The following is a 24,530-nucleotide window of genomic DNA, read 5'->3' as shown; positions in this document are numbered from 1 at the left end:
TTTGTTAAACTTGTTTATTAAATAAAGTACGAATAATTTGTACGATAACGGTTTTGCTTTTTATTTAAAATTAAGTTTTTCTATTTCAGCTAAGCTGTTTCAAGTTGATTTAATGTAATTTTAGTTAAATTTAGATTAATAAAAACGCATACTATTTTCTTAATTTGTTATTTTGTGTAAAATTTGATTAAAAATGATTTTCCGTGTCGTATTCTTGTGTTCAATTCTACTTATTATTGAGCTGTATACTTTTCAGATCTTAAAAACTTTGATAAAATCAAAACTAATATTGTTTTCAATTCAGGGTATAAGCCTATTAGTTTTAATATATATCGTGTATTCTTTAATGCAATTTGACCGTAGCGTAGGACAAACCCAGCAATTCATGTTTAGCATGGGATTGTTGCTTATTGTTTATGTTCCAAAATTAATTTTAGCCTTAATTTTAATAGGGGAAGACATTTTTAGAATAGGTGCTGGAGCCTTAAATTTTTTCGTGGATTATGACAAGAGTACTGATTTCCTTAATTCCAGAAGAAAGTTTATCAGTCAAATAGGATTAGGGTTAGCGGCGGTTCCGTTTTTATCCTTGATATATGGAGTCACGATTGGGAAATACAATTACAAAGTGATCAGGCAGCGTATTTTTTTTCCGGATTTACCGGATGCTTTTGATGGTTTTAAAATTACTCAAATATCCGATGTTCATAGTGGAAGCTTTGATGATCCGGAAAAAATTAATTATGCGATTGACTTGGTAAATGAGCAAAATTCAGATATGATTCTGTTTACTGGAGATATTGTCAATACGCACGCCAAAGAGATGCATCCTTGGATAGAAACATTCAACCGAATTAAGAAACATGAATATGGCAAATATTCCGTTTTGGGGAATCATGATTACGGAGAATATGTAACCTGGCCAAGTGAAGCCGCAAAAGCAGCTAATTTTAAGGCAATAAAAAATTTATACGGAGAAATTGGGTTTGATTTATTGCTGAATGAGCATACGTTTATCGAGAAAGGAGATGCCAAAATAGCATTAGTAGGTGTCGAAAACTGGGGACATAATTTCAAGCAGGCCGGAGATTTGAATAAGGCTTCGGGGCAGTTAAAGAAAGAAGATTTCAAGATTTTGATGAGCCATGACCCTTCCCATTGGGAGCACGTGGTGCAGCACGATGATAAACACTACCACCTTACGCTTTCCGGGCACACACACGGAATGCAATTTGGAATCGAAATTCCCGGTTATTTCAAATGGAGTTTGGCGCAATACGTATACAAACAATGGGCCGGCTTATATGAAAACATGGGAAGATACGTTTATGTCAATAGGGGATTTGGTTTTCATGCCTTTCCCGGAAGAGTAGGAATCATGCCGGAAATAACGGTCATCGAACTAAAAAAAGGCACTAATGTAGCAGAATTCGTTTAAAATGCTACATTTGTAAAAATAATATCTCTGTTTAGTGAATTTTAAAAATTAAATTTTTGGTTTTATGTCAAAATTTGGAGAACTTATAAATACTAAAATTCCGGTATTAATTGACTTTTATACGGAGTGGAATGAATCCTCCGTTTTAATGCATCCTGTGATCAGAGATGTAGCGGCGGCTCTTGGCGATAAAGCGAAAGTCATTAAGATTGACGTGGATAAAAATCAAGAATTAGCGGATGCTTTGCGGATCAAAGGGTTGCCTACGTTGATGATCTATAAACAAGGTCAGATGATCTGGAGACAGTCCGGAGAACTTGACGCCAATACGATAATTAGTCTCGTTCAGGAACAATTGTAATATTTTTATAAAGGGTTGCACTTAAAATTATTTTCTTTTAAATAAGCTAGTGTTTTTGGCAACACGTATTGTAGGTTCTTGAACGCTTTTATACTGTCGTGAAAAACAATAATACTCCCCGGTCTTACATTTGACAACACATTATTCAGGCATTTTTCTTTAGATATTGTGGCATTAAAATCAGCACTCAGGACATCCCACATAATTATTTTGTACCCTAGTTTTTGTAGTTTTTTTGATTGCGATTTTTTTATTTTTCCATACGGAGGGCGAAAAAGTTTAGCGTCTGGATGGGTGTGGTTTTCAATCGCTTCTTGAGCTTGTTTCGTGTTTTTGATGTACGTATCAGTAGTTGTTTGCCAGCCATTTAAGTGGTTGAAAGTGTGGTTTCCTATGGTGTGGCCTTCCCGAATCACCTTTTTGAATATTTCAGAATTTTTTTCGATATTATTTCCAATACAGAAAAAAGTGGCTTTGATTCCGTATTTTTTTAATTCCACCAAAACCCATTCTGTAACTTCTGGAATGGGGCCGTCATCAAAGGTAAGGTATACAGTATTTCCTGTATTGGAGACATCCCAACTATAATTAGAGAATATTTTTTTTATAATCGAATGGGTCTTTGTCCAATACAATTTCATTTTTTTCATTTTAAAATTAAAAAAAATAGCGACATTGAAAAATGTCGCTATTTTTTTAATGGCTCTCTAATATTACTCTTTGTCGCGTCCAAAACGTTCAAACATTTTGATGTACGTATTGAAGACAATTTTGTTCTTATTGTAAAATGCCAGATCGCCATTTTCTTTCATGACTTGCAAGAGGCTTCTGTAGCGCTCAATATCAGTTATGATTGGAATTGCAATACTGCTTTGTTCAGAAGATTTAAGATTGCCATAATAGTTGAGGTTTTCTTGGTACTTAAAGACTAATCGGTCCAATAATTGTTCGGCTTTTATTTTTTCGCCAGTTTTATAATAGCCTCCCGCAAAAGGTTCTACTAATGAATAATAGCCAAAGCTGTCCAAAGGCATTTTTGCCATAGCTAAATCAATGATTTTTTTGGCTTTTTCTTTCTGTCCTTCCAGGATTAACTGATTCATCAATCTTGACAGATTGTTTCGGTAGGTAATGCTATTTTTTCTGGTTTCTGGATCATGATAAATAGAAGGACTATCACTATTTCCCCAATCCCATTTCATGACCTTTGCATACATTCTGTCAGTGTCTATTTGTCCCATTTCAAGTAGACTTCCATCTTTGGACATTGGGGTTTTTATTGGAACTAGTTTGTATACCATACCTTCGAGTTGAAGGTATTCTTTCATCCAGATGTAGTCTTCGCTATCATAAGCACCACCGCTAAAATAAATTGGTCTTTTCCAGTTGTTATTAGCAACAATGTCAAGCATCATCAATCTGTTTTTGTACAACGCACTCCCTTTGATGTCTATATCAATATAAGGCACTATAGAGTCATTGTATTTAGGGGATACTACTTTGTTTTGTATGATCGTTTTTTTGTCAACGGGAATCCGAATCTTATTGGTTGGATAAAAATGGATGGTTTGTCCGTTTTGCATTCCTACCGTTGATTTCGGATTTTTAATAAAATCGATAAAATCTTTTATATCCCAGCGACTTTCAATTTTTGGAATATGAGCCACATAGTCTAATTTGTCTCCCACATACTCCTCGTGTGTAAATGAAACCGGTACCGGATCTGATTCGTATGTTTTGGTTTTCATTTGATCGATATACCAGTCCGTCATGAATAAACTGGTGTTTACAATTTTGACATCGGTTCTTATTTTTTCAATTTCCTGTGCGTACCAAAGCGGGAAAGTGTCATTGTCTCCAATGGTGAATAAGATGGCATTAGGGTCACACGAGGTAAGATACGCTTTTGCCATAGACAAGGCGGTATATTTGCCGGAACGGTCGTGGTCATCCCAGTTTTGTGACGCCATAAGCACTGGTGCCGCTACTAAACTTAATGCGATAAGGAGAGGGCCAGCTATTTTTGGAGCGAGATGTTTTTTGACACTTTCATACAAGGCGTAAACACCAAAGCCTATCCAGATGGCAAATACATAAAAGGAGCCTACCAGTGCATAATCCCTTTCTCGAGGTTCAAAAGGTCTTTCGTTCAAATAAATTTTCAGGGCTATTCCCGTAAAAAGGAACAAGGCAAGCAAAACATAAAAGCTTTTTAAATCCTTATTGGCATGATACATAAGTCCAATAAGGCCCAGAATAAAAGGCAAAAAGAAATATACATTCCGACCTTTATTGTTCAATACATCCGATGGTAAGTTGTCCTGACTTCCTAAATGCAATTCATCAATGAATTTTATACCACTGAGCCAGTTGCCATCCAGATAATCGTATCGTCCCTGAACATCATTTTGACGGCCAACAAAATTCCACATCAAGTACCTCCAATACATGTATCCAAATTGATACTCTACCATAAAACCTAGATTGTCCGCAGTTGTTGGTTTTTCAACAATCAAATAGTCGCCATAACTTTTTAGGAAGGTGACATATCCTTCGTTGTCAATTTGTTTTTGCGCGTAGGCTTGTCTGAATTCAGAAATTATTTTTTGAGTTTCATTTTTGAGTTGTGCAATCGCTTTATTGTAATCTTCTTCACTAAGCTGACTGGCATCAATACCGTATTTTGTTAAATCATCCTCGTAAGGATAATTAGGATTTAATTTGAATTGAGGCGGATTGGTAAAATTCATGTAATTTTCAATATGTCCATCGCTCCACATTCTTGGCAGAATGGTTTTGTGATTGTCATCTGAATTTTGGGAAGCATTTTTATAATTATTGACAATAACATATTTCCCTGTTTTATAATCTCTTTCATAATTGGGTGCTTTGTCTAAATAAGGATTATTGGCATCTAATCCGGCAAAATTCTCTGTGTATTGTGGACCATAGAACAATGCATTTACGCCATATTGTTCTCTATTGTAATAGGCTAAAACTTCGCGGGCATCAGACGGTTTGTTTTCATTGATTACAGTATTTGCATTTGCTCGAATGGGTAGCATCATCCATGTCGAGAAACCAATTAAAATAAAAAGGATGCAAAGAATTATGGTGTTGTAGAACACAAAGCCTTTTTGTTTGGTGTATTTCAATCCAAAGTAAAAGAAAGCAATCAAAGCTATTGTAACAAACACAGTGCCCGAGTCAAACGGCAGTCCTAAACTATTGACCATAAAAACTTCTGTTTTACCAAAGAATCCCATGGTCATAGGAAGTAGCAATTTGAAAATAAACAACAAAATAGCAATTACTACAACATTTGCAATAAGGAAACTTTTAACTGTTACTACCTTATAGTTTTTAAAAAAATAAAGAAAACCTATTGCGGGAATTGTTAGTAATGCCATAAAGTGAACCCCAAAGGAAAGTCCTACAACAAGAGAAATAATCAATAGCCACTTATTTCCTCTTGGAGTATTCATGTCTTGCTCCCAGCGTAAACCCAGCCAAAACAATAGGGCAATAAACAAGGATGCCATGGCGTAAACCTCAGCCTCGACAGCATTGTACCAAAAGCTATCTGAAAAAGTGAAGGCTAAAGCACCAACAAATGAACTTCCTAGTATAACGATTTCATTGTTTCTGTTAGTCTCTGAAAATCGGGAAATCAATTTTTTTAGAAGAATGGACGAAGACCAAAAAAGGAATAAAATAGTAAAGGCACTCGAGAATACGGACATCATATTTACCATTAAGGCAATGTGTTGATCATCTGATGCAAACATGGCAAAAAAAGCGCCAATCATCTGGTATAAAGGAGCTCCCGGAGGGTGGCCAACTTGAAGTTTTGCTGCGGTGGAAATGTATTCGCCACAATCCCAAAAACTCATGGTAGGCTCAACAGTTAAAGTGTAAGTTAATAATGCGATTCCAAATGTTAACCAACCAATAATTGTGTTCCATTTATTGAAGTTGAATGTTCCTTTGTCCATGTACTAAAATTTAGTTTAAATGTAAGTTACAAAGAAAATGTTTTTTTATTTAACCCTAGTAGCATTAACACTATTTTCTGGAAAAGTAATGAAATTCAATAATCAATTGATTGTAAAGCTCTTTTGAGATATTTTGCAGCTGATTTTATTTTTTGTTATTTTTTTTTAATAAAAAGGCAAAAAAAATTTGTGCAAACTAAATTTTATTTTAAATTTGCACTCGCTTAGCAGCAATGCTGGTCTATGGTGTAATGGTAACACAACTGTTTTTGGTGCAGTCGTTCAAGGTTCGAGTCCTTGTAGACCAACAAAAAACCTCTCAATTTCTGAGAGGTTTTTTTATATACTAAATTCTGAGTAGAGTTTGTTGGGGTTTCCGGGATATGAGAATGAAGTTGGTCAGTTGTTATTTGCAAAGCCAAAAGGAGTTAAATTCTAAAAGTGATAACAGGTCTGGTGGTATGATTTACTAAGTCTTCACTGATGCTTCCGTTAAAGAAATGTGCTAGCCCAGTTCTGCCATGGGTGCAAAGTCCAATTAAATCAGCATCTATTGTTTTTGAAAAATTGATTATTCCACTTTCAATGTTCGCATCATTGAAGAGGTGTGAGGAGTAATTTGGAAGGTCAAAATCAGCCATAAAAGCACCCATCACTTTTTCGGCAGCAAGAGTGGTCTTAAAACTATTGGGTGTGCAAATCATTACTAAAAAAAGATCGGCGTCAAAAATTTTAACAATCTCTATCATTTTTCTAAATGGTTTTTCTATTTCTTTCGAAAAATCGGAGGCGAATACAAAGTTTTTAAATTTTAATTCTTTTACATCGTGTTTTATTACTAAAACGGGGACATCGGAGAGTCGTACTACTTTTTCGGTATTGGAGCCAATGAGTATTTCTTCAATTCCAGAAGTTCCGTGAGATCCCATAACGATTAAGTCAATTTTATTTTTTTTATTAAACGAGAGGATGCCGTTAAAGGCTTTTTCAAATTGTACAGATGCAATTACTGAAATTCCATTTAAATAGGGTTGCTCTTTGATTTTTTGAAGTGTTTCATTTGCTTTTTTGATAAATAACATCACTTCAGGAATGCTGCTACCATTTACTATTGCGTCGTTCATCTGGTTTGGAAGTTCTAATAAATGCAATAGAAATATTTCGCCTTTATTTTTTTTTGCAATTATGGCGGCTGCTTTAAGTGCGTTTTCAGCATGTGTGGAAAAATCGGTGGGGACTAAAATGCGTTTCATCATTTGAAAGTATTAAATTATATGAAAACTGTTATTTTAATGCTATAATAAAGGTAAGAAATTATTTTACAGCAATCGATTATTTTAATTTATAAAAAAAAACACTATATTTGCACCGTTATTTATTAAAATCTAGATAATGAGGGGACTAAATGTCCCCTCTTTTTATAAGCATATGACATTTAAAGAGAAAGTAAACACGTTATTGGCAGAAGGCCTGTTAGAGAAGCCGTCAATTTTTTTGATAGACCTGATTATCACGGATGCTTTTAAGGTTATTGTGACCTTGGATGGAGAAAATGGAGTGGCGCTTCAGGATTGTATTGATGTGAGCCGTTCACTAGACAATAACCTGGACCGTGAGGAGCAGGATTTTTCTTTAGAAGTGGCTTCGGTAGGAGTAGGATCTCCATTGAAATTGATCAGACAATACAAGAAAAATATAGGGCGTACATTGATTGTGAAGACTGGAGCAGAAATAATTGAAGCGGAATTAGTGGAAGCTAATGATGATTTTGTAATTTTGTCATGGGAAGCAAGAGAGCCAAAAAAGATTGGTAAAGGGAAGGAGACCGTTCAAAAAGAACTTAAACTACCTTATGGAGACATTAAAGAAGCAATTGTTACAGTAACATTTTAATTAAAGAATTCGCATGGAAAATTTAGCATTGATCGATTCATTCTCAGAGTTTAAAGATGATAAACTTATTGATCGTGTAACGCTTATGGCAATTTTAGAAGATGTATTTAGAAATGCATTGAAAAAAAAATACGGTTCAGATGATAATTTCGATATCATTATAAATCCTGATAAAGGAGATATGGAGATTTGGCAAAGAAGAGTAATTGTTGCGGATGAAGACTTGGATTTTGATCACCTTGAAATTACATTGACTGAAGCTAGAAAAATAGAGCCTGATTTTGAAATTGGAGAAGAGGTTTCTGAAGAAGTTAAATTAATTGATTTAGGAAGAAGAGCAATTTTAGCTTTGCGTCAGAATTTGATTTCTAAAATTCATGAACACGATAACACCAATCTTTACAAGCAGTTTAAAGATTTAATAGGAGATATTTACACCGCTGAAGTGCATCATGTGCGTCCAAGAGTTGTGATTTTAGTTGATGATGAAGGCAATGAAATTATTTTGCCAAAAGAAAAACAAATACCTTCTGATTTTTTCCGCAAGGGAGATAATGTAAGAGGGATAATTGAAAGCGTTGAGTTGAAGGGAAATAAACCTCAAATTATTATGTCTAGAACTTCGGAGAAGTTCTTGGAAAAATTGTTTGAGCAAGAAATTCCGGAAGTATTTGATGGTTTAATCATGGTAAAGAAAGTGGTTAGGATACCCGGCGAAAAAGCAAAAGTAGCTGTTGATTCTTATGACGACAGAATAGATCCTGTGGGGGCTTGTGTAGGTATGAAAGGGTCTCGTATTCATGGAATCGTGCGTGAATTAGGTAATGAGAATATAGATGTTATCAATTATACAAGCAACATTCAATTGTTTATCACAAGAGCATTAAGCCCTGCAAAAGTATCTTCGATCAAGATCAATGAAGAGACTAAAAGAGCAGAGGTTTTCTTGAAGCTTGAAGAAGTTTCAAAAGCGATTGGTCGTGGGGGACACAATATCAAATTAGCGGGCTTATTAACGGGCTATGAATTAGACGTTATTCGTGAAGGTGATGTTGCTGGTGCTACCGCTGATGATGATGATGTTGAATTAACAGAGTTTTCAGATGAAATTGAAGACTGGGTTATTGAAGAATTTGCAAAAATTGGATTGGATACTGCAAAAAGTATCTTAAAACAAGATGTAGAAGATTTAGTACGAAGAACAGACCTGGAAGAGGAAACGATTCTGGATGTAATGAGAATATTGAAAGAAGAATTTGACAGTTAGTCATTGAGTCTTCAACGATAAACATGCCATTTTACAATTAATTCTTGCTCGGTAGGTATCGAGTCGGGAGTAAAGTGAGGAATAACAAAAAAGGTAATAATAAAAAGGTTTTATGTCTGAAGAGAGAATTATTAGAATAAACAAAGTTTTAAGGGAATTGAATATTTCTTTGGAAAGAGCTGTGGATTATCTAAAAGATAAAGGGATAGCTATTGAAGCAAACCCAAACACAAAAATTTCTGATGATGTATACAATGTCTTGTGCGGTCAGTTTGCAGGTGACAAAGGGAATAAAGAAGCTTCGAAAGAAGTTGGGGAAGAAAAAAGAAAAGAAAAAGAGGCTTTGCGTTTAGAACGAGAGAAAGAAATCGAAGACAAACGTAAGATTGAGGAAGAGCGTCTGAAACAGCAAGAAGTTATAAAAGCGAGAGCAGTTATAGCGGGTCCTGTTCAGGTAGGTAAGATTGATCTTAATCCTAAAAAACCTTCCATCGTCACTCCTGTGAAAGCGGTTGAAAAAGTGGAGACTCCAGTTGCTAAAGTAGCTGAGGTGAAAGCAATTCAAAAAGAAGCTTCAACAGAAAAACTGTCGCCAGAAAAACCTTTAGAAGAAAAACCTGTTTCAGATAAAAAAGAGATAAAACCGGTTGTTGGAATTAAAGAGGTAAAAAAAGAGACTGTAAAAGCAGTCCCTGCTGAACCAAAAGAGGTAGTGAAAACGGAAATTGCTAAAACTGATGACGTGCCTGTTGATGAAACCATCACAACGCAATATCAAAAATTATCAGGAACTACTTTGACAGGGCAGATCATTGATTTGTCACAATTCAACAAACCAAAAAAGAAAAAAGAAGAACCTAAAATCACTCCTAATAAACCGGGTGCTCCAGGATCGGCTGCGGCTAATGCAAATAAAAACAAGCGTAAAAGGATTGCTCCTAAACCAGGAGTTCCTAGGCCGCCTGCAGTTCCAGGAGTTCCGGGAGCGCCAAATCCTAACAAGATTACGCCAAATGTTGGTGGTGGCGGATTTAATGCTAACAGAAGTGCAAGACCTGGTTTCGTAAGAGGAAACAGACCTGCTATTGTTGCTAAAGTAGAGCCTACGGAAGAAGAAGTAAAAAACCAAATTAGAGAGACTTTAGAAAAACTTCAAGGAAAAGGAGGTAAATCTAAAGCAGCTAAATATAGAAGAGATAAAAGAGATACGCACCGTCAAAAATCAGATGACGAGCAAAGAGCCATAGACGAAGGAAGCAAAACGATTAAGGTTACTGAGTTTGTTACCGTTGGTGAAATTGCCATCATGATGGATGTGCCAATTACAAAAGTTATTGGAACTTGTATGTCGCTTGGAATCATGGTTACCATGAATCAGCGTCTTGATGCGGAAACATTGACAATCGTTGCGGATGAGTTTGGTTATGAAGTTGAATTTATCACGGTAGATATTGAAGAAGCAATTCAGGTTGTTGCAGATAGAGAAGAAGATTTAGTGTTCAGAGCGCCTATTGTTACGGTAATGGGTCACGTAGATCACGGTAAAACATCGTTACTGGATTACGTTCGTAAAGAAAACGTAATCGCAGGGGAGTCTGGAGGAATTACACAACATATTGGTGCCTACGGAGTAACTTTGGATAACGGACAAAAAATTGCATTCTTAGATACACCGGGTCACGAAGCTTTTACAGCGATGCGTGCGCGTGGTGCTCAAGTTACGGATATTGCAATTATTGTGATTGCTGCGGATGATGACATCATGCCACAAACGAAAGAAGCGATCAGTCATGCTCAAGCAGCAGGCGTTCCTATTATATTTGCCATTAATAAAATTGACAAGCCTAATGCCAATCCTGAAAAAGTAAAAGAAAGATTAGCGGGTATGAATTTACTAGTAGAAGATTGGGGTGGGAAAATTCAATCTCATGATATCTCTGCAAAAGTTGGTACAGGTGTCAAAGAATTATTAGAGAAGGTATTGTTAGAAGCGGAACTTTTAGATTTAAAATCAAATCCAAATAAAGCGGCTCAAGGTACAGTGGTTGAGGCATTTCTTGATAAAGGAAAAGGATATGTTTCTACCATATTAGTACAGCATGGAACGTTACGAGTTGGTGATTATATGTTAGCAGGGAAGCATCATGGTAAGATAAAAGCCATGCATGATGAAAGAGGGAATATAGTTACAGTTGCGGGACCTTCAACTCCGGTTTCTGTTCTGGGTCTTGATGGAGCAGCCACTGCAGGGGATAAGTTCAATATTTTTGAAGATGAAAAAGAAGCCAAACAAATTGCTTCAAAACGTTCTCAATTGATGCGTGAGCAGTCTGTACGTACACAACGACACATTACATTGGATGAAATTGGACGTAGAATAGCATTGGGTCAATTTAAAGAATTAAATATTATCCTTAAGGGAGATGTGGATGGTTCTGTTGAAGCATTGTCTGATTCGTTCTCTAAATTATCTACCGAAGAAATTCAAATTAATATTATTCATAAAGGGGTTGGTGCAATTACAGAAACTGACGTAATGTTGGCTTCGGCATCGGATGCAATCATCATCGGATTTAATGTTCGTCCTGCTGGAAACGCAAGACAATTAGCAGATAAAGAAGAAATTGATATCCGTTACTATTCTATTATTTATGCTGCAATTGATGACTTGAAAGATGCCATGGAAGGGATGTTAGCTCCAGAAATGAAAGAAGAAATTTTGGGTACAGCGGAGATTAGAGAGATATTCAAAATCTCTAAAGTAGGTTCTATTGCGGGTTGTATGGTAATGGACGGTAAAATTTCCAGAAGCGCTAAAATGAGAATCATTAGAGATGGTGTGGTGGTGCATACAGGTGAACTGATAGCATTGAAACGTTTCAAAGATGATGTTAAAGAGGTTGCTAAAGGCTATGATTGTGGAATTCAGATCAAGGGATATAATGACATTGAAGAAAGAGATGTTATTGAATCTTACCATGAGGTAGCAATTAAGAAGAAATTGAAATAGAATTATATTGTTTTAATTAAAATCCCGACTAGTCGGGATTTTTTTGTTTTAAACAAAGACAGGTTTAGTCTTGAAAAGCTTTTTTAATGGCTGAATAAAAGTTTTTTGTTTTAACACTGATTTTTATTTGTTAAGGAAAAGTGACAACTTTTTTTTATTTCAGTTAGTAAAACGCGATTTTTTATTTAATCGAGAGTGGGATAGGAGTTTGTGTTGAACTGAGCTTATTCGTTTATGTCATCCTGATTTAAAGTTTTTTGCTTATTTCAAATAATAGAGAGCTTGATTTTATATAATTTGAATATTTTTTAAGTTTATTAGAGGATAATTTTGCTATTTTTCAATTGTCTTTGGTTTTTTTTAATCCAATTATAAAAACAAAAAAACCACTTTTGAAGTGGTTTTTTTAAAATAGGAGATGCATGATTACTGATGCTGTTTTATTTGTTAGGCTTTATCAAATGTACATTGGAATAGCTTTTTTTGATCTCTATTAGATTTCGTTCTGCTTCAATTCGTGTTTTGAAATTCCCAACCCAAACTTTGTAGTTTGGAGTAAAAAAAATAATGGTGCCGTCAATATCTCGAAATTGTTGTCTAAATTGATTAAGAGTGTTTCTTGCTTTTTCACTTTCGCCACTAAATATTTGAATTTTATATTGGTCATTTATAGCATTAGAAATATTTGTTTTTCTCTTTTCATTTAGTAATTGTTCAAATTTAGGGTCTTGATTAACGGTTAAGTTTTTGTCTTGTGCAATTGCATGTATATAAGATATACAAAATGCAATAGTGATAAAAAAAGCTTTTTTGGAGGCTAAAATTCTCATAATGTGATTGTTTTTGTGTAAAAGTACTATTTAATAAATCATACTAAACTCAGAATATTATTTAGAATAGATATAAATTGAAATTAAGACTATTTTAAGGTTTTGAGAGTAGTTCTTAAGTCGTATTTTTGTGCAAGTTTAAAATAAAGGATCAGTTTTTATAAAAATAATTAGAAAAAACTGTGCCAATTTTTAGTAGATAATCATTATACTATATGAAAAAGGTGGGTAACCATAATTCGATCTCAAGGAAATTAATTCTTAGCATAGCTTTAATGCTGTCTGTTTCCTTTACTTCATTTGCTCAAGAAGCTACTCCAGCAGTAGCGGATGTTACTGCGGATGCTACAGCTACTTCACAAAGTGCTGATCCGGTTAAGGGTAAAGAGCTTTTTAATGCTAACTGTGCGGCATGTCACAAACTTGATGCGAAAGCAACAGGACCGGCTCTTAGAGGCGTGGGTGCTAAATATGATGCTTCATGGCTTCATAAGTGGGTTCGTAATAGTTCAGATCTTATCAAATCAGGAGATGCTCAAGCTGTAAAAGTTTATGAGGAAAATAACAAGGCCGTAATGTCTGCTTTTCCTCAATTATCGGATGCTGATATTGATGATATAATTGCTTACACTTCAGAGCCAAAAGCGGAGGCTCCTGCAGTAGCTTCAGGTACTGAGGCGGTTCCAGGAACAGCTGATGCAGGCAGTGGGGTTTCGAATAATATTATTTTAGGGGCTTTGTCCTTGGTGATGTTAGTTCTTGTGGTAATGTTGTTTCTTGTAAATAATGTGTTAACTAAAGTAGCAAAAGCAAATGGTATTGAAGTTGCTCCAAAAACTCCAACAACACCTATTTGGAAATCGTTTGTTAGAAATCAGTTTTTAGTATTGGTTACTTCTGTATTTTTGTTGTTGGCGAGTGCGTATTTTGTATATGGTTATCTGATGCAAATTGGTGTTGACCAGGATTATGCGCCAGTTCAGCCGATTCATTATTCTCATAGAATACATGCTGGAGATAATGAGATCAACTGTAAGTATTGTCACTCCTCGGCAAGAGTTAGTAAGAATGCTGGAATTCCTTCATTGAATGTTTGTATGAATTGTCATAAGAATATTGCTGAAGTTGCTGAAACAACAGCTACTCCTGAATACAGTAAGGCGTTTTATGATGAGCAAATTCAGAAATTATATACAGCAGTTGGTTGGGATCAAACAACTCAAACGTACACAGGTAAAACACAGCCTGTAAAATGGGTTCGTATTCATAACTTGCCGGATTTTGTTTATTTTAATCACTCGCAACACGTAACGGTGGCTGGTATTGAATGTCAAACTTGTCACGGTCCAGTACAAGAATATGAGATTCAAAAACAATTCGCTCCTTTAACAATGGGTTGGTGTATTGATTGTCACAGGAAAACTGAGGTAAAAATGGAAGGCAATGAATATTATACTAAGATTCACGAGGAGCTTTCTAAGAAATACGGTGTAGATAAGTTGACTGCGGCTCAAATGGGAGGTTTAGAATGTGGTAAATGCCATTATTAATCAAATTATTAAGATTTTAATATTTATATATGTCATCAAACAAAAAATACTGGAAAAGTGTTGAAGAGCTAGATCAAAATAGTTCTGTTGTTGAGGCCCTTAGAAATAACGAATTTGTTGAAGAAATTCCTACGGATGAATTTTTAGGAAATGATGGTACTTTGTCATCTTCGTCAACATCACGTCGTGATTTTTTAAAGTACGTTGGTTTTAGCACAGCAGCAGCCACGCTTGCGGCTTGTGAAGGACCGGTTAACAAGTCTATTCCTTACGTGCTTCAGCCGGAACAAATTATCCCCGGAGTAGCCGATTATTATGCAACGTCAGTTTTTGATGGTTTTGACTTTGCAAATCTTTTGGTGAAAACACGCGAAGGGCGCCCTATTAAAATAGATAATAATACTATTCAAGGTGCTGCGTTTAGTGCTAATGCAAGAATTCATGCTTCTATTCTTTCGTTATACGACAGTATGCGTTTGAAGGAACCAAAGATAGAAGGTAAAAATGCGGCTTGGTCTGCTGTTGATTCTAAAATAAAGTCTAGTATCGCTGCTGCTGCTGCAAAAGGCGGTCAAGTGGTGCTTTTGACTAATACACTGGCGAGTCCATCATCAGAAAAGCTTATTGCTGAATTTATTGCCAAAAATCCAAATGCGAAACATGTTGTTTACGATGCTGTTTCTTCTTCGGAAGCATTAGATGCTTTTGAAACTGTTTATGGAGAAAGAGCTTTAGTTAATTATGATTTTTCAAAAGCATCTCTTATCGTTTCTGTTGGAGCTGATTTTCTTGGAGACTGGCAAGGCGGGGGTTATGATTCGGGTTATACGCAAGGAAGAGTGCCAAAAGCAGGAAAAATGTCTCGTCATTTTCAGTTAGAAGCTAATATGACACTCTCGGGTGCTGCAGCTGATAAACGTTTGCCAATGTCTACGGCTAATCAAAAGCAAGCGTTAGTTCATATTTATAATGTGGTAACAGGTTCTTCTGTTGGCGTAACTTTAGAAGATAAATTTAAAGCTGAAGTTACTAAAGCGGCTCAGCAGTTAAAAGCTGCAGGTGCAAAAGGAGTTTTAGTTTCTGGTATTCAAGATAAAAATGCTCAGTTAGTAGTTTTGGCTGTGAATCAAGCATTGGCCAGTGAGGCTTTTACTACCTCTGGTGTAAGACAAATCAGAAAAGGTTCAAATGAAAAAGTGAATCAATTAATTAATGATATGAAAGCAGGAAGTGTTCATACGTTGATTATGAGTGGTGTTAATCCAGTCTATACTTTACCAGACAGCACTTCTTTTGTTGAAGCACTGAAGAAAGTTAATACATCAGTATCTTTTTCTTTGAAAGAAGATGAAACGGCTTTAGTAAGTACAATTGCAGCAGCTGTTCCTCATTATTTGGAATCATGGAATGATGTAAGTTTCACCAAAGGAACTTATGGGATTACTCAGCCTACGATCCGTCCTCTTTTTAATACCAAACAATTTCAGGATGTATTGTTGTCTTTAAATGGAATGACTGGTACATTTTACGATTATATTAAAGGGAATGCTTCGACAATAATAGCAGGTTCTTCTTGGAATAAAGTGTTGCATGATGGTGTTTATGTGGGTGTTGTACCTACTGTAGCTGCAGGTTCTGCTGATTATGGTGCTGCTGCAACTGCTTTGGCACAATCAAAAGCTTCTGAAGGACTAGAACTTGTTTTATACACCAAAACTGGTTTAGGGGATGGACAACAAGCAAACAACCCTTGGTTACAAGAATTTCCGGATCCAATTACAAGAGTTTCTTGGGATAACTATCTTACGGTTTCGAATGCTGATGCTAAGAAATATGATCTTTCGAATGAAATTGTTGCTAATGGGGGGTTAAACGGAAGTTATGCTAGCATTACCACAGCAGACGGAATTAAATTAGAAAATGTTCCTGTAATTGTGCAACCGGGTCAGGCTGTTGGTACTATTGGCTTGGCGTTAGGGTACGGTCGCAAAGCGGCTTTGAAGGAAGAAATGATGGTGGGTTTAAATGCCTATTCTTTATATAAAGGTTTCAATAATGTACAATCAGTAACCTTGGTAAAAGCTGAAGGTGAACATGAGTTTGCTTGTGTTCAAGGTCAGAAAACATTGATGGGAAGAGGGGATATTATAAAAGAAACATCTTTAGAAATTTTTAATACAAAAGATGCTCAAATCTGGAATCCTCAACCTATGGTGTCATTGGATCATAAGGAGGTAGAGGCTACTAAGGTAGATTTGTGGTCTTCATTTGATCGTTCTGTCGGGCATCATTTTAATCTTTCTATAGATTTAAATTCATGTACCGGTTGTGGTGCTTGTGTGATAGCATGTCATGCTGAAAATAACGTTCCTGTAGTAGGGAAAGCTGAAATTAGAAGAAGTCGTGATATGCACTGGTTGCGTATTGACAGGTATTATTCTTCTGAAAGTACTTTTGAAGGTGATAACGAAAGAAAAGAAAATATAGCAGGTTTATCAAGTTCATTATCTACATTTAATGAAATGGAAAAGGCAGGTGATAATCCTCAAGTTTCTTTTCAGCCTGTAATGTGTCAACATTGTAACCATGCACCCTGTGAAACAGTTTGTCCAGTAGCGGCAACTTCACACTCGCGTCAAGGTCAAAATCATATGGCTTATAACAGATGCGTTGGTACGCGTTATTGTGCTAACAACTGTCCGTATAAAGTACGTCGTTTTAATTGGTTTTTATACAACAAAAACAGTGAATTTGATTATCATATGAATGATGATTTAGGACGTATGGTATTGAATCCGGATGTTAATGTTCGCTCTCGTGGAGTTATGGAAAAATGTTCAATGTGTATTCAAATGACACAAGCAACTATTTTGAAAGCTAAAAACGAAGGAAGAGTAATCATTGATGGTGAATTCCAAACGGCATGTTCAAATGCTTGTTCTAATGGAGCAATGAAATTTGGAGATATAAATGATAAAGATGCGGAAGTGGCTGCCTTAGTTGCTGACGAAAGGATGTATCATTTGTTGGAGCATGTTGGAACAAAACCTAATGTGATTTATCACGTTAAAGTTAGAAATACTTAGTACAAAAAAAGAATTAATTAAGAATCAATATAAAGGATTATGTCGTCTCACTACGAAGCAACCATTAGAAAACCCTTAGTTATAGGTGATAAAACTTATCATGATGTAACTGTAGATGTAGCAGCACCTGTTGAAGGTAAAGCAAATAAACATTGGTGGATTGTATTTTCAATTGCATTAATAGCCTTCCTTTGGGGTTTAGGCTGTATAATTTACACTGTTTCTACAGGTATTGGAACATGGGGGTTAAATAAAACTGTTGGATGGGCTTGGGATATCACGAACTTTGTTTGGTGGGTTGGTATTGGTCATGCTGGAACTTTAATTTCGGCAGTATTATTGCTTTTCCGTCAGCGTTGGAGAATGGCTATTAACCGTTCTGCTGAAGCAATGACAATTTTCTCTGTTATCCAGGCAGGTTTATTTCCAATTATTCACATGGGTCGTCCATGGTTAGCCTATTGGGTTTTACCAATTCCGAATCAATTTGGTTCTCTTTGGGTGAATTTTAACTCACCATTACTTTGGGATGTATTTGCAATTTCTACCTATCTTTCTGTTTCATTAGTATTTTGGTGGACTGGTTTATTACCTGATTTTGCCATGTTGCGTGACAGAGCAATAACTCCTTTTAATAAAAGAGTATATTCTATATTGAGTTTTGGTTGGAGCGGTAGAGCAAAAGACTGGCAACGATTTGAAGAAGTTTCTTTAGTTCTTGCAGGTTTAGCAACTCCGCTTGTGCTTTCGGTGCACACAATTGTATCAATGGATTTTGCCACGTCAGTTATTCCTGGCTGGCATACTACAATTTTTCCGCCTTACTTTGTTGCTGGAGCAGTTTTCTCAGGGTTTGCAATGGTAAATACGTTGCTGATTATTATGAGAAAAGTTTCAAATTTAGAAGCTTATATCACAGTTCAACACATTGAATTGATGAATATCGTAATCATGATTACAGGTTCAATTGTAGGTGTTGCTTATATTACGGAATTATTTGTTGCATGGTATTCCGGTGTAGAGTATGAACAATATGCCTTTTTAAACAGAGCTACTGGACCGTACTGGTGGGCTTATTGGTCTATGATGACTTGCAATGTTTTTTCTCCACAATTCATGTGGTTTAAAAAATTAAGAACAAGTATTATGTTTTCCTTTATAATTTCAATTGTAGTGAATATTGGAATGTGGTTTGAAAGATTTGTAATCATTGTAACTTCATTGCACAGGGATTATTTGCCATCTTCATGGACAATGTTCTCTCCTACATTTGTTGATATTGGAATTTTTATTGGAACTATAGGATTCTTCTTCGTACTGTTTTTACTCTATTCCAGAACATTTCCTGTGATAGCTCAGGCAGAGGTGAAAACAATTTTAAAAGGAACCGGAGATAATTACAAAAGAGAAAGAGAAGCAAATAAAGATTCACACCATGAGTAATAAAGTAATATACGCCATTTATAATGACGATGATATTTTGATGGATGCGGTTAAAAAAACCCGAGCAGCCCATCATCATATTGAAGAAGTTTTTACTCCATTCCCTGTACACGGTTTGGATAAAGCTATGGGAATTGCACCAACGAGATTAGCGATTTGTGCTTTCCTGTATGGTTGCGTAGGTATTTCGGTAGCAACAGCCATGATGAATTATATAATGATTCAAGATTGGCCTCAGGATATTGGTGGAAAGCCAAGTTTCAGTTATATTGAAAATATGCCAGCTTTTGTTCCAATTATGTTTGAGCTTACAGTGTTCTTTTCTGCTCACTTAATGGTTATTACTTTTTATATGAGAAGTAAATTATGGCCTTTCAAAGAAGCGGAAAATCCTGATGTAAGAACCACAGATGACCATTTTTTAATGGAAGTTGCTGTAAACAATAATGAAGAGGAATTAGTTTCTTTTTTCCAAAGCACGGGAGCTGTAGAAGTTAAAGTAATAGAAAAGCATTAATTATAGATATGAAAAGCGTATATAAAATAACACTTTTATTTGGTATAACTATTTTAGTTTCCTCCTGCCATAATAATGCGGCACCAAACTATCAGTATTTTCCAAATATGTATGAGTCAGTAGGGTATGAAACTTATTCTGAATCAAATGCATTTAAAAATGGTAAAGAAGGACAACTTCCTGCTCAAGGATCCATAAACCGAGGGTTTGAGCCTTTTGAATACGAAAACTCTACGGCTGGATATGAGTTAGCTAAAGTGAATCTTAAATCTCCTTTAGACTCCTTAAGTAGAGAACCTGAAAAGGCAAAAGAACTTTTTGAAATTTATTGTATCAGTTGCCACGGTGCTTCTGGAAACGGTAAAGGTAAACTGGTAGAAAGAGAAAAATTTCTGGGTGTTCCTAGTTATAAAGATAGAGTTATTACTGAGGGAAGTATTTATCATGTAATAACGTATGGTTTGAATTCTATGGGCTCGCATGCAAACCAGTTGAGTGCCCATGAACGTTGGTTGGTTACTGACTATGTTCTAAAACTAAAAAGCGAATTATAATTGTTGAACAAACTGATCGTAATAGATATGTATACATTTTCAAGTAAATTAAAAACTTTTTCTTTCCTCTTAATGGCCATAGGCGTATTAGGGATTGGATATGGTTTTTGGAGTGCACCAAAGGATATTCAAGAAGTTGAAACTCTTCTTGCTGCTGAAAGCCATGGTAGTCATGGAGAAGTTAAACATGAAACTTCAAAACCTGTTGAAGAGCATGTTGTTTCTAACGGGCACGAGGAAGCTCAAAGTACAAAAGAGGGCAATGCAATAGTATCGCCTACGGACAGCACTTCAGAAGTTATTAATGAAGTTCATGAGAATTCGTTACACACCGAAGTAGCTGTAAAAAAGGGTGAACATGAAATTAGTGAAGAAGTGAAACATGCGGAACATGCGGAACATTTGAATCATGTTTTGCATCAGTTGCAAAATAAGCCATGGGCTGCTTTTTATGTTGCCTGTATATTCTTTATGTTGGTGTCTTTGGGTGTTTTAGCTTTTTATGCTATTCAACAAGTAGCTCAGGCTGGTTGGTCGCCTGTTTTGTTTAGAGTTATGCAGGGTATAACGTCTTATTTACCAGTAGGGTCTGTTGTCTTTTTTATAGTATTATTGTTATGTGGTCTTCATCTTAATCATCTTTTTATATGGTTAGATCCTGAAGTTGTTGCTACGGATAAATTAATTGCGAATAAAGCGGGGTATTTAAATTTTCCTTTTTGGATTATTAGGGCAGCTATATTTTTGACTGGTTGGAATTTGTATCACTATTTTTCTAGAAAATATTGTTTAGCGCAAGATGATGCTAGTGATGATTTATTTTACAAGAAAAACTTTAAATTATCGGCTGTCTTCTTAGTTTTCTTTATTGTTACAGAATCGATAATGTCCTGGGACTGGATTATGTCTATCGATCCACATTGGTTTAGTACTTTATTTGGGTGGTATGTTTTTTCAAGTTTCTTTGTTAGTGGAATCACCACGATAGCATTAGTTACTTTGTATTTGAAATCTAGAGGTTTTTTAGAGCACGTTAATACGAGTCATATTCATGATTTAGCAAAATTCATGTTCGGTTTTAGTATATTTTGGACTTATTTATGGTTTTCACAATATATGCTTATTTGGTATGCTAATATTCCGGAAGAGGTAACTTATTATATAACTAGAATCGAATTATATAATATTCCGTTCTTTGGTGCTGTGGTTATGAATTTTGTATTTCCTTTGTTGATCTTAGTTAATACTGATTTTAAAAGAATTACATGGGTTTTAGTCATGGCAGGTGCCGTTATTTTGGTTGGACATTATATAGACTTTTTCAACATGATTATGCCAGGAACTGTTGGAGACAGATGGTTCATTGGGGTTTCAGAGATAGCTTCTGTTCTTTTCTTCCTTGGATTATTTATATATGTTGTTTTTACAGCATTGACAAAAGTTCCTTTGTTGCCAAAAAGAAATCCATTTATTGAAGAAAGTAAACATTTCCATTATTAATATTTAAAGAAAAAAACAGATGACAAGTTTGTTGGTAATTATAGTTTTAGCTTTATTAGCTGTTGCTTTGTGGCAATTGACTAAAATATTCGATCTGACGCAAGTTGGATCCAATTCCGATAGCTCTGAAGTAGCTACAGATAATGACAATAACGTTCAAGGTTATTTAATGTTTGGTTTTTTGGCCTTTATTTATATTTTTTCAATATATGGTTTGTTTGCTTGGGGACCTTTAGTCCTTCATACATCTGCTTCTGCTCATGGTGAACAAGTGGATTATTTGATGAACATAACTTGGATTCTTATCTTTATTGTGCAAGCTATTACTCAGGTTTTATTGCATTATTTTGCTTTCAAATACAGAGGAAAAAAAGATCAAAAGGCACTTTATTTTGCCGATAATAATAAATTAGAAGCTATTTGGAGCGTTATTCCTGCAGTAGTTTTGGCAGGATTAATACTTTATGGATTGTATGCTTGGAATAATATTATGTTTGTTGATGAAGATGAAGATACAATCGTAATCGAATTATATGCGCAACAGTTTAACTGGAAAGCCAGATATTCAGGAGAGGATAACGTACTTGGAAAAGCAAATGTAAGGTTTATCGAAGGTGCAAATGCTGTAGGAGTTGATTTATCGGATCCATATTCTCAAGATGATATATTGGTAACAGAATTGCATATTCCAAAAGGGAAGAAAATTCATTTCAAAATGCGTTCTCAAGACGTTTTACATTCTGCTTACATGCCTCACTTTAGAGCGCAAATGAATTGTGTTCCTGGTATGGTAACTGAGTTCGCTTTTGAGCCTGTTTATACCACTGTAGAATACAGAGAATTGCCTTATATGGTTGAAAAAGTTGCAAATATTAATGCTTTAAGGGCTAAGAAAAGTGTTGGTTTGGTGGCAAAAGGAGAGGCAGCTTTAGATCCTTATACTTTTGATTATCTGTTACTTTGTAATAAAATTTGTGGTACATCTCATTACAACATGCAAATGAAGATCATTGTAGATACTCCTGAAGACTATAAAGCTTGGTTGAAAGAGAAGGCTACTATCGTTAATGAAGTTAAAGCAGCTTTAGCTACGCCAGCTCCTGTAGATACTGGAGCAAGTACTGATACTGCTGCTGCTGTAACGGCAATGAAATAATATTATAAAAAAAATTTAAAGTAAACATATATGTCAGCAGAAGGTCACGATCACGCAATAGATCACGAACACGAACATCACCATAAAGACACTTTTATTACTAAATATATTTTTAGTATTGATCATAAGATGATTGCCAAACAATACCTAATTACGGGTATCATTATGGGGATTATTGGTGTTGGGATGTCTATGCTTTTTAGAATGCAATTAGCATGGCCGGAAGAATCTTTCCGAATATTTAATATTTTACTAGGGGATAAATTTGCTCCTAATGGAGTCATGGCTAATGATATTTACTTAGCATTGGTTACTATTCATGGAACAATAATGGTTTTCTTTGTTTTAACGGCTGCCCTGAGTGGTACTTTTAGTAACTTATTGATTCCACTTCAAATTGGAGCGCGAGATATGGCATCCGGTTTTATGAATATGATTTCGTATTGGTTGTTTTTCTTATCTAGTGTAATCATGATTGGTTCCCTTTTTGTTGAGGCTGGTCCTGCTTCTTCAGGATGGACGATATATCCTCCCTTAAGTGCTTTACCACAAGCTATTCCTGGTTCAGGTATGGGTATGACATTATGGTTAATTTCAATGGCTATTTTTATTGCATCTTCTTTAATGGGATCTTTGAACTATGTTGTTACGGTAATTAACTTAAGAACTAAGGGAATGTCTATGACTCGATTACCACTTACTATATGGGCTTTCTTTGTGACTGCTATTATTGGTATAGTATCTTTTCCTGTTCTTTTATCAGCTGCTTTATTATTGATTTTTGATAGAAGCTTTGGTACTTCATTTTTCTTATCTGATATTTATATTGCAGGGGAAGTGTTGCATTATCAAGGAGGTTCTCCAGTATTGTTTGAGCATTTATTCTGGTTTTTAGGTCACCCTGAAGTTTATATAGTTTTATTACCTGCTTTGGGTATTACTTCTGAAGTGATTGCTACAAATTCTCGTAAACCAATTTTTGGTTACAGAGCAATGATTATGTCAATTATTGCAATTGCATTCTTATCGACGATAGTGTGGGGGCATCATATGTTTGTCTCCGGTATGAATCCGTTTTTAGGATCTGTATTTACATTTACAACATTGTTAATTGCGATACCTTCAGCGGTAAAAGCGTTTAATTATATTACAACATTGTGGAAAGGAAATTTACAATTGAATCCGGCTATGCTGTTTTCTATTGGATTGGTTTCTACATTTATTACAGGTGGTTTAACAGGGATTATTCTTGGGGATAGTACACTTGATATTAATGTACACGATACTTATTTTGTTGTAGCTCACTTTCACTTGGTAATGGGAATTTCTGCACTTTATGGAATGTTTGCAGGTATTTATCACTGGTTTCCAAGATTATTTGGAAGAATGTTAAACAAGAATCTTGGATATGTACACTTTTGGGTAACTGCAATTTGTGCCTATGGAGTTTTCTTTCCGATGCACTTTATTGGACTAGCGGGTCTGCCAAGACGTTACTATACTAACACCAACTTTCCGTTATTTGATGATTTACAAAATGTTAACGTTTTGATCACAATATTTGCTTTAATTGGTGGTGCCTTTCAATTGGTTTTCTTGTACAATTTTTTCAGTAGTATCTTCTACGGTAAAAAATCAGTAATGAATCCTTGGAAATCAAATACATTAGAGTGGACTGCACCTGTGGAACATATTCATGGGAACTGGCCAGGAGAAATTCCTGAGGTTCATCGTTGGCCTTATGACTACAGTAATCCAGCTCATGATGTAGATTTTGTACCTCAAAATGTTCCAATGAAAGAAGGTGAAGAAGTTTTACATCACTAAAATATAAAAAAAGCCTCGCGAAAGTTTAGACTGCACCCAAAAGTTTAGACAAATTTATAATTAATTTTGATAATAATGAGCTCGATATTTTATCGGGCTCATT

General features: G+C 35.4%; 17 protein-coding genes and 1 tRNA gene. 14 read left to right on the top strand and 4 right to left on the bottom strand.

The features are described 5' to 3' along the window. The first annotated feature begins 193 nt into the window (after positions 1-193). Both EKL99_RS10630 and EKL99_RS10625 read left to right on the top strand, forming a co-directional pair. Complete coding sequence (locus EKL99_RS10630; protein ID WP_126576923.1) at positions 194-1,438, top strand: metallophosphoesterase; 1,245 nt, start codon at positions 194-196, stop codon at positions 1,436-1,438. A 64-nt stretch (positions 1,439-1,502) separates the two neighbouring features. Beyond that, positions 1,503-1,799 carry a co-chaperone YbbN gene (locus EKL99_RS10625; RefSeq protein ID WP_126458398.1) on the top strand — a complete coding sequence of 99 codons (297 nt, stop codon included), beginning with the start codon at positions 1,503-1,505 and terminating at the stop codon, positions 1,797-1,799. Positions 1,800-1,804: 5 nt separating this feature from the next. On the opposite strand, the gene EKL99_RS10620 is transcribed toward EKL99_RS10625, so the two are convergent. Together EKL99_RS10620 and EKL99_RS10615 are read right to left on the bottom strand one after the other, a co-directional pair. Then, positions 1,805-2,440, bottom strand: a complete 636-nt coding sequence (locus EKL99_RS10620; RefSeq protein ID WP_126577008.1) for a polysaccharide deacetylase family protein — start codon at positions 2,438-2,440, stop codon at positions 1,805-1,807. A 72-nt stretch (positions 2,441-2,512) separates the two neighbouring features. Next, positions 2,513-5,794, bottom strand: a complete 3,282-nt coding sequence (locus EKL99_RS10615; protein ID WP_126576922.1) for a DUF2723 domain-containing protein — start codon at positions 5,792-5,794, stop codon at positions 2,513-2,515. 237 nt (positions 5,795-6,031) lie between these two features. On the opposite strand from EKL99_RS10615, the gene EKL99_RS10610 reads away from it, so the two are divergent. Continuing rightward, a tRNA-Gln gene (locus tag EKL99_RS10610) sits at positions 6,032-6,102 on the top strand. A gap of 120 nt (positions 6,103-6,222) precedes the next feature. Here the strand turns inward: EKL99_RS10610 and EKL99_RS10605 are convergent. Beyond that, a complete protein-coding gene (locus tag EKL99_RS10605) occupies positions 6,223-7,047 on the bottom strand; it encodes a universal stress protein (RefSeq protein WP_126577007.1) in 825 nt (274 codons plus the stop codon). Between the two features lie 175 nt (positions 7,048-7,222). On the opposite strand from EKL99_RS10605, the gene rimP reads away from it, so the two are divergent. The 3 genes from rimP to infB all read left to right on the top strand — a co-directional run bounded on the left by rimP (position 7,223) and on the right by infB (position 11,964). Continuing rightward, on the top strand, positions 7,223-7,687 hold the full coding sequence (gene rimP, locus EKL99_RS10600; protein WP_126577006.1) for a ribosome assembly cofactor RimP: 465 nt from the start codon (positions 7,223-7,225) through the stop codon (positions 7,685-7,687). 13 nt (positions 7,688-7,700) lie between these two features. Further along, entirely contained in the window at positions 7,701-8,954 is a 1,254-nt protein-coding gene (gene nusA, locus EKL99_RS10595) for a transcription termination factor NusA (protein ID WP_126453830.1), read from the top strand. Between the two features lie 112 nt (positions 8,955-9,066). Then, positions 9,067-11,964, top strand: a complete 2,898-nt coding sequence (infB, locus tag EKL99_RS10590; protein ID WP_126458402.1) for a translation initiation factor IF-2 — start codon at positions 9,067-9,069, stop codon at positions 11,962-11,964. A gap of 440 nt (positions 11,965-12,404) precedes the next feature. On the opposite strand, the gene EKL99_RS10585 is transcribed toward infB, so the two are convergent. Further along, positions 12,405-12,794 (bottom strand): SPOR domain-containing protein, encoded by a 390-nt coding sequence (locus tag EKL99_RS10585; RefSeq protein WP_126458404.1) that lies wholly within the window; start codon positions 12,792-12,794, stop codon positions 12,405-12,407. A 215-nt stretch (positions 12,795-13,009) separates the two neighbouring features. Between EKL99_RS10585 and EKL99_RS10580 the strand changes: the two genes are divergently transcribed. From EKL99_RS10580 to EKL99_RS10545, 8 genes are read left to right on the top strand one after another with little or no spacing between them, the layout of a single operon-like run. Continuing rightward, positions 13,010-14,344, top strand: coding sequence for a c-type cytochrome (locus EKL99_RS10580; protein WP_126458406.1), 1,335 nt, complete (start codon positions 13,010-13,012; stop codon positions 14,342-14,344). 29 nt (positions 14,345-14,373) lie between these two features. Next, positions 14,374-17,430, top strand: a complete 3,057-nt coding sequence (locus EKL99_RS10575; protein ID WP_126553153.1) for a TAT-variant-translocated molybdopterin oxidoreductase — start codon at positions 14,374-14,376, stop codon at positions 17,428-17,430. A gap of 39 nt (positions 17,431-17,469) precedes the next feature. Continuing rightward, on the top strand, positions 17,470-18,873 hold the full coding sequence (gene nrfD, locus EKL99_RS10570) for an NrfD/PsrC family molybdoenzyme membrane anchor subunit (RefSeq protein ID WP_126458410.1): 1,404 nt from the start codon (positions 17,470-17,472) through the stop codon (positions 18,871-18,873). Continuing rightward, complete coding sequence (locus tag EKL99_RS10565) at positions 18,866-19,390, top strand: DUF3341 domain-containing protein (RefSeq protein ID WP_126458413.1); 525 nt, start codon at positions 18,866-18,868, stop codon at positions 19,388-19,390. Before nrfD ends, EKL99_RS10565 begins: the two co-directional genes overlap by 8 nt. An 8-nt stretch (positions 19,391-19,398) precedes the next feature. Continuing rightward, positions 19,399-19,944 carry a cytochrome c gene (locus EKL99_RS10560; protein ID WP_126458417.1) on the top strand — a complete coding sequence of 182 codons (546 nt, stop codon included), beginning with the start codon at positions 19,399-19,401 and terminating at the stop codon, positions 19,942-19,944. A gap of 27 nt (positions 19,945-19,971) precedes the next feature. Further along, the gene (locus tag EKL99_RS10555; protein WP_126553155.1) at positions 19,972-21,444 is read left to right on the top strand and encodes a quinol:cytochrome C oxidoreductase; all 1,473 of its coding nucleotides are present in this window, start codon (positions 19,972-19,974) and stop codon (positions 21,442-21,444) included. A gap of 19 nt (positions 21,445-21,463) precedes the next feature. Beyond that, positions 21,464-22,600 carry a cytochrome c oxidase subunit II gene (locus tag EKL99_RS10550; protein WP_126553157.1) on the top strand — a complete coding sequence of 379 codons (1,137 nt, stop codon included), beginning with the start codon at positions 21,464-21,466 and terminating at the stop codon, positions 22,598-22,600. 30 nt (positions 22,601-22,630) lie between these two features. Then, positions 22,631-24,427: a cbb3-type cytochrome c oxidase subunit I gene (locus EKL99_RS10545; protein ID WP_126458425.1), complete on the top strand. Its 1,797-nt coding sequence runs from the start codon at positions 22,631-22,633 to the stop codon at positions 24,425-24,427. Positions 24,428-24,530 lie beyond the last annotated feature (103 nt).

It is taken from the genome of Flavobacterium sp. ZB4P23 (assembly GCF_003970375.1).
GTDB lineage: Bacteria > Bacteroidota > Bacteroidia > Flavobacteriales > Flavobacteriaceae > Flavobacterium.
The sequence above is the reverse complement of the archived record's forward strand: the minus strand, read 5'-3'. Positions and strand labels throughout refer to the sequence as shown.

What these genes read in the sequence shown, in the direction of transcription:
- EKL99_RS10630 (WP_126576923.1), top strand. Translation starts at nt 194, where the DNA reads ATGATTTTCCGTGTCGTATTCTTGTGTTCAATTCTACTTATTATTGAG.
- EKL99_RS10625 (WP_126458398.1), top strand. Translation starts at nt 1,503, where the DNA reads ATGTCAAAATTTGGAGAACTTATAAATACTAAAATTCCGGTATTAATT.
- EKL99_RS10620 (WP_126577008.1), bottom strand. Translation starts at nt 2,440, where the DNA reads ATGAAATTGTATTGGACAAAGACCCATTCGATTATAAAAAAAATATTC.
- EKL99_RS10615 (WP_126576922.1), bottom strand. Translation starts at nt 5,794, where the DNA reads ATGGACAAAGGAACATTCAACTTCAATAAATGGAACACAATTATTGGT.
- EKL99_RS10605 (WP_126577007.1), bottom strand. Translation starts at nt 7,047, where the DNA reads ATGAAACGCATTTTAGTCCCCACCGATTTTTCCACACATGCTGAAAAC.
- rimP (WP_126577006.1), top strand. Translation starts at nt 7,223, where the DNA reads ATGACATTTAAAGAGAAAGTAAACACGTTATTGGCAGAAGGCCTGTTA.
- nusA (WP_126453830.1), top strand. Translation starts at nt 7,701, where the DNA reads ATGGAAAATTTAGCATTGATCGATTCATTCTCAGAGTTTAAAGATGAT.
- infB (WP_126458402.1), top strand. Translation starts at nt 9,067, where the DNA reads ATGTCTGAAGAGAGAATTATTAGAATAAACAAAGTTTTAAGGGAATTG.
- EKL99_RS10585 (WP_126458404.1), bottom strand. Translation starts at nt 12,794, where the DNA reads ATGAGAATTTTAGCCTCCAAAAAAGCTTTTTTTATCACTATTGCATTT.
- EKL99_RS10580 (WP_126458406.1), top strand. Translation starts at nt 13,010, where the DNA reads ATGAAAAAGGTGGGTAACCATAATTCGATCTCAAGGAAATTAATTCTT.
- EKL99_RS10575 (WP_126553153.1), top strand. Translation starts at nt 14,374, where the DNA reads ATGTCATCAAACAAAAAATACTGGAAAAGTGTTGAAGAGCTAGATCAA.
- nrfD (WP_126458410.1), top strand. Translation starts at nt 17,470, where the DNA reads ATGTCGTCTCACTACGAAGCAACCATTAGAAAACCCTTAGTTATAGGT.
- EKL99_RS10565 (WP_126458413.1), top strand. Translation starts at nt 18,866, where the DNA reads ATGAGTAATAAAGTAATATACGCCATTTATAATGACGATGATATTTTG.
- EKL99_RS10560 (WP_126458417.1), top strand. Translation starts at nt 19,399, where the DNA reads ATGAAAAGCGTATATAAAATAACACTTTTATTTGGTATAACTATTTTA.
- EKL99_RS10555 (WP_126553155.1), top strand. Translation starts at nt 19,972, where the DNA reads ATGTATACATTTTCAAGTAAATTAAAAACTTTTTCTTTCCTCTTAATG.
- EKL99_RS10550 (WP_126553157.1), top strand. Translation starts at nt 21,464, where the DNA reads ATGACAAGTTTGTTGGTAATTATAGTTTTAGCTTTATTAGCTGTTGCT.
- EKL99_RS10545 (WP_126458425.1), top strand. Translation starts at nt 22,631, where the DNA reads ATGTCAGCAGAAGGTCACGATCACGCAATAGATCACGAACACGAACAT.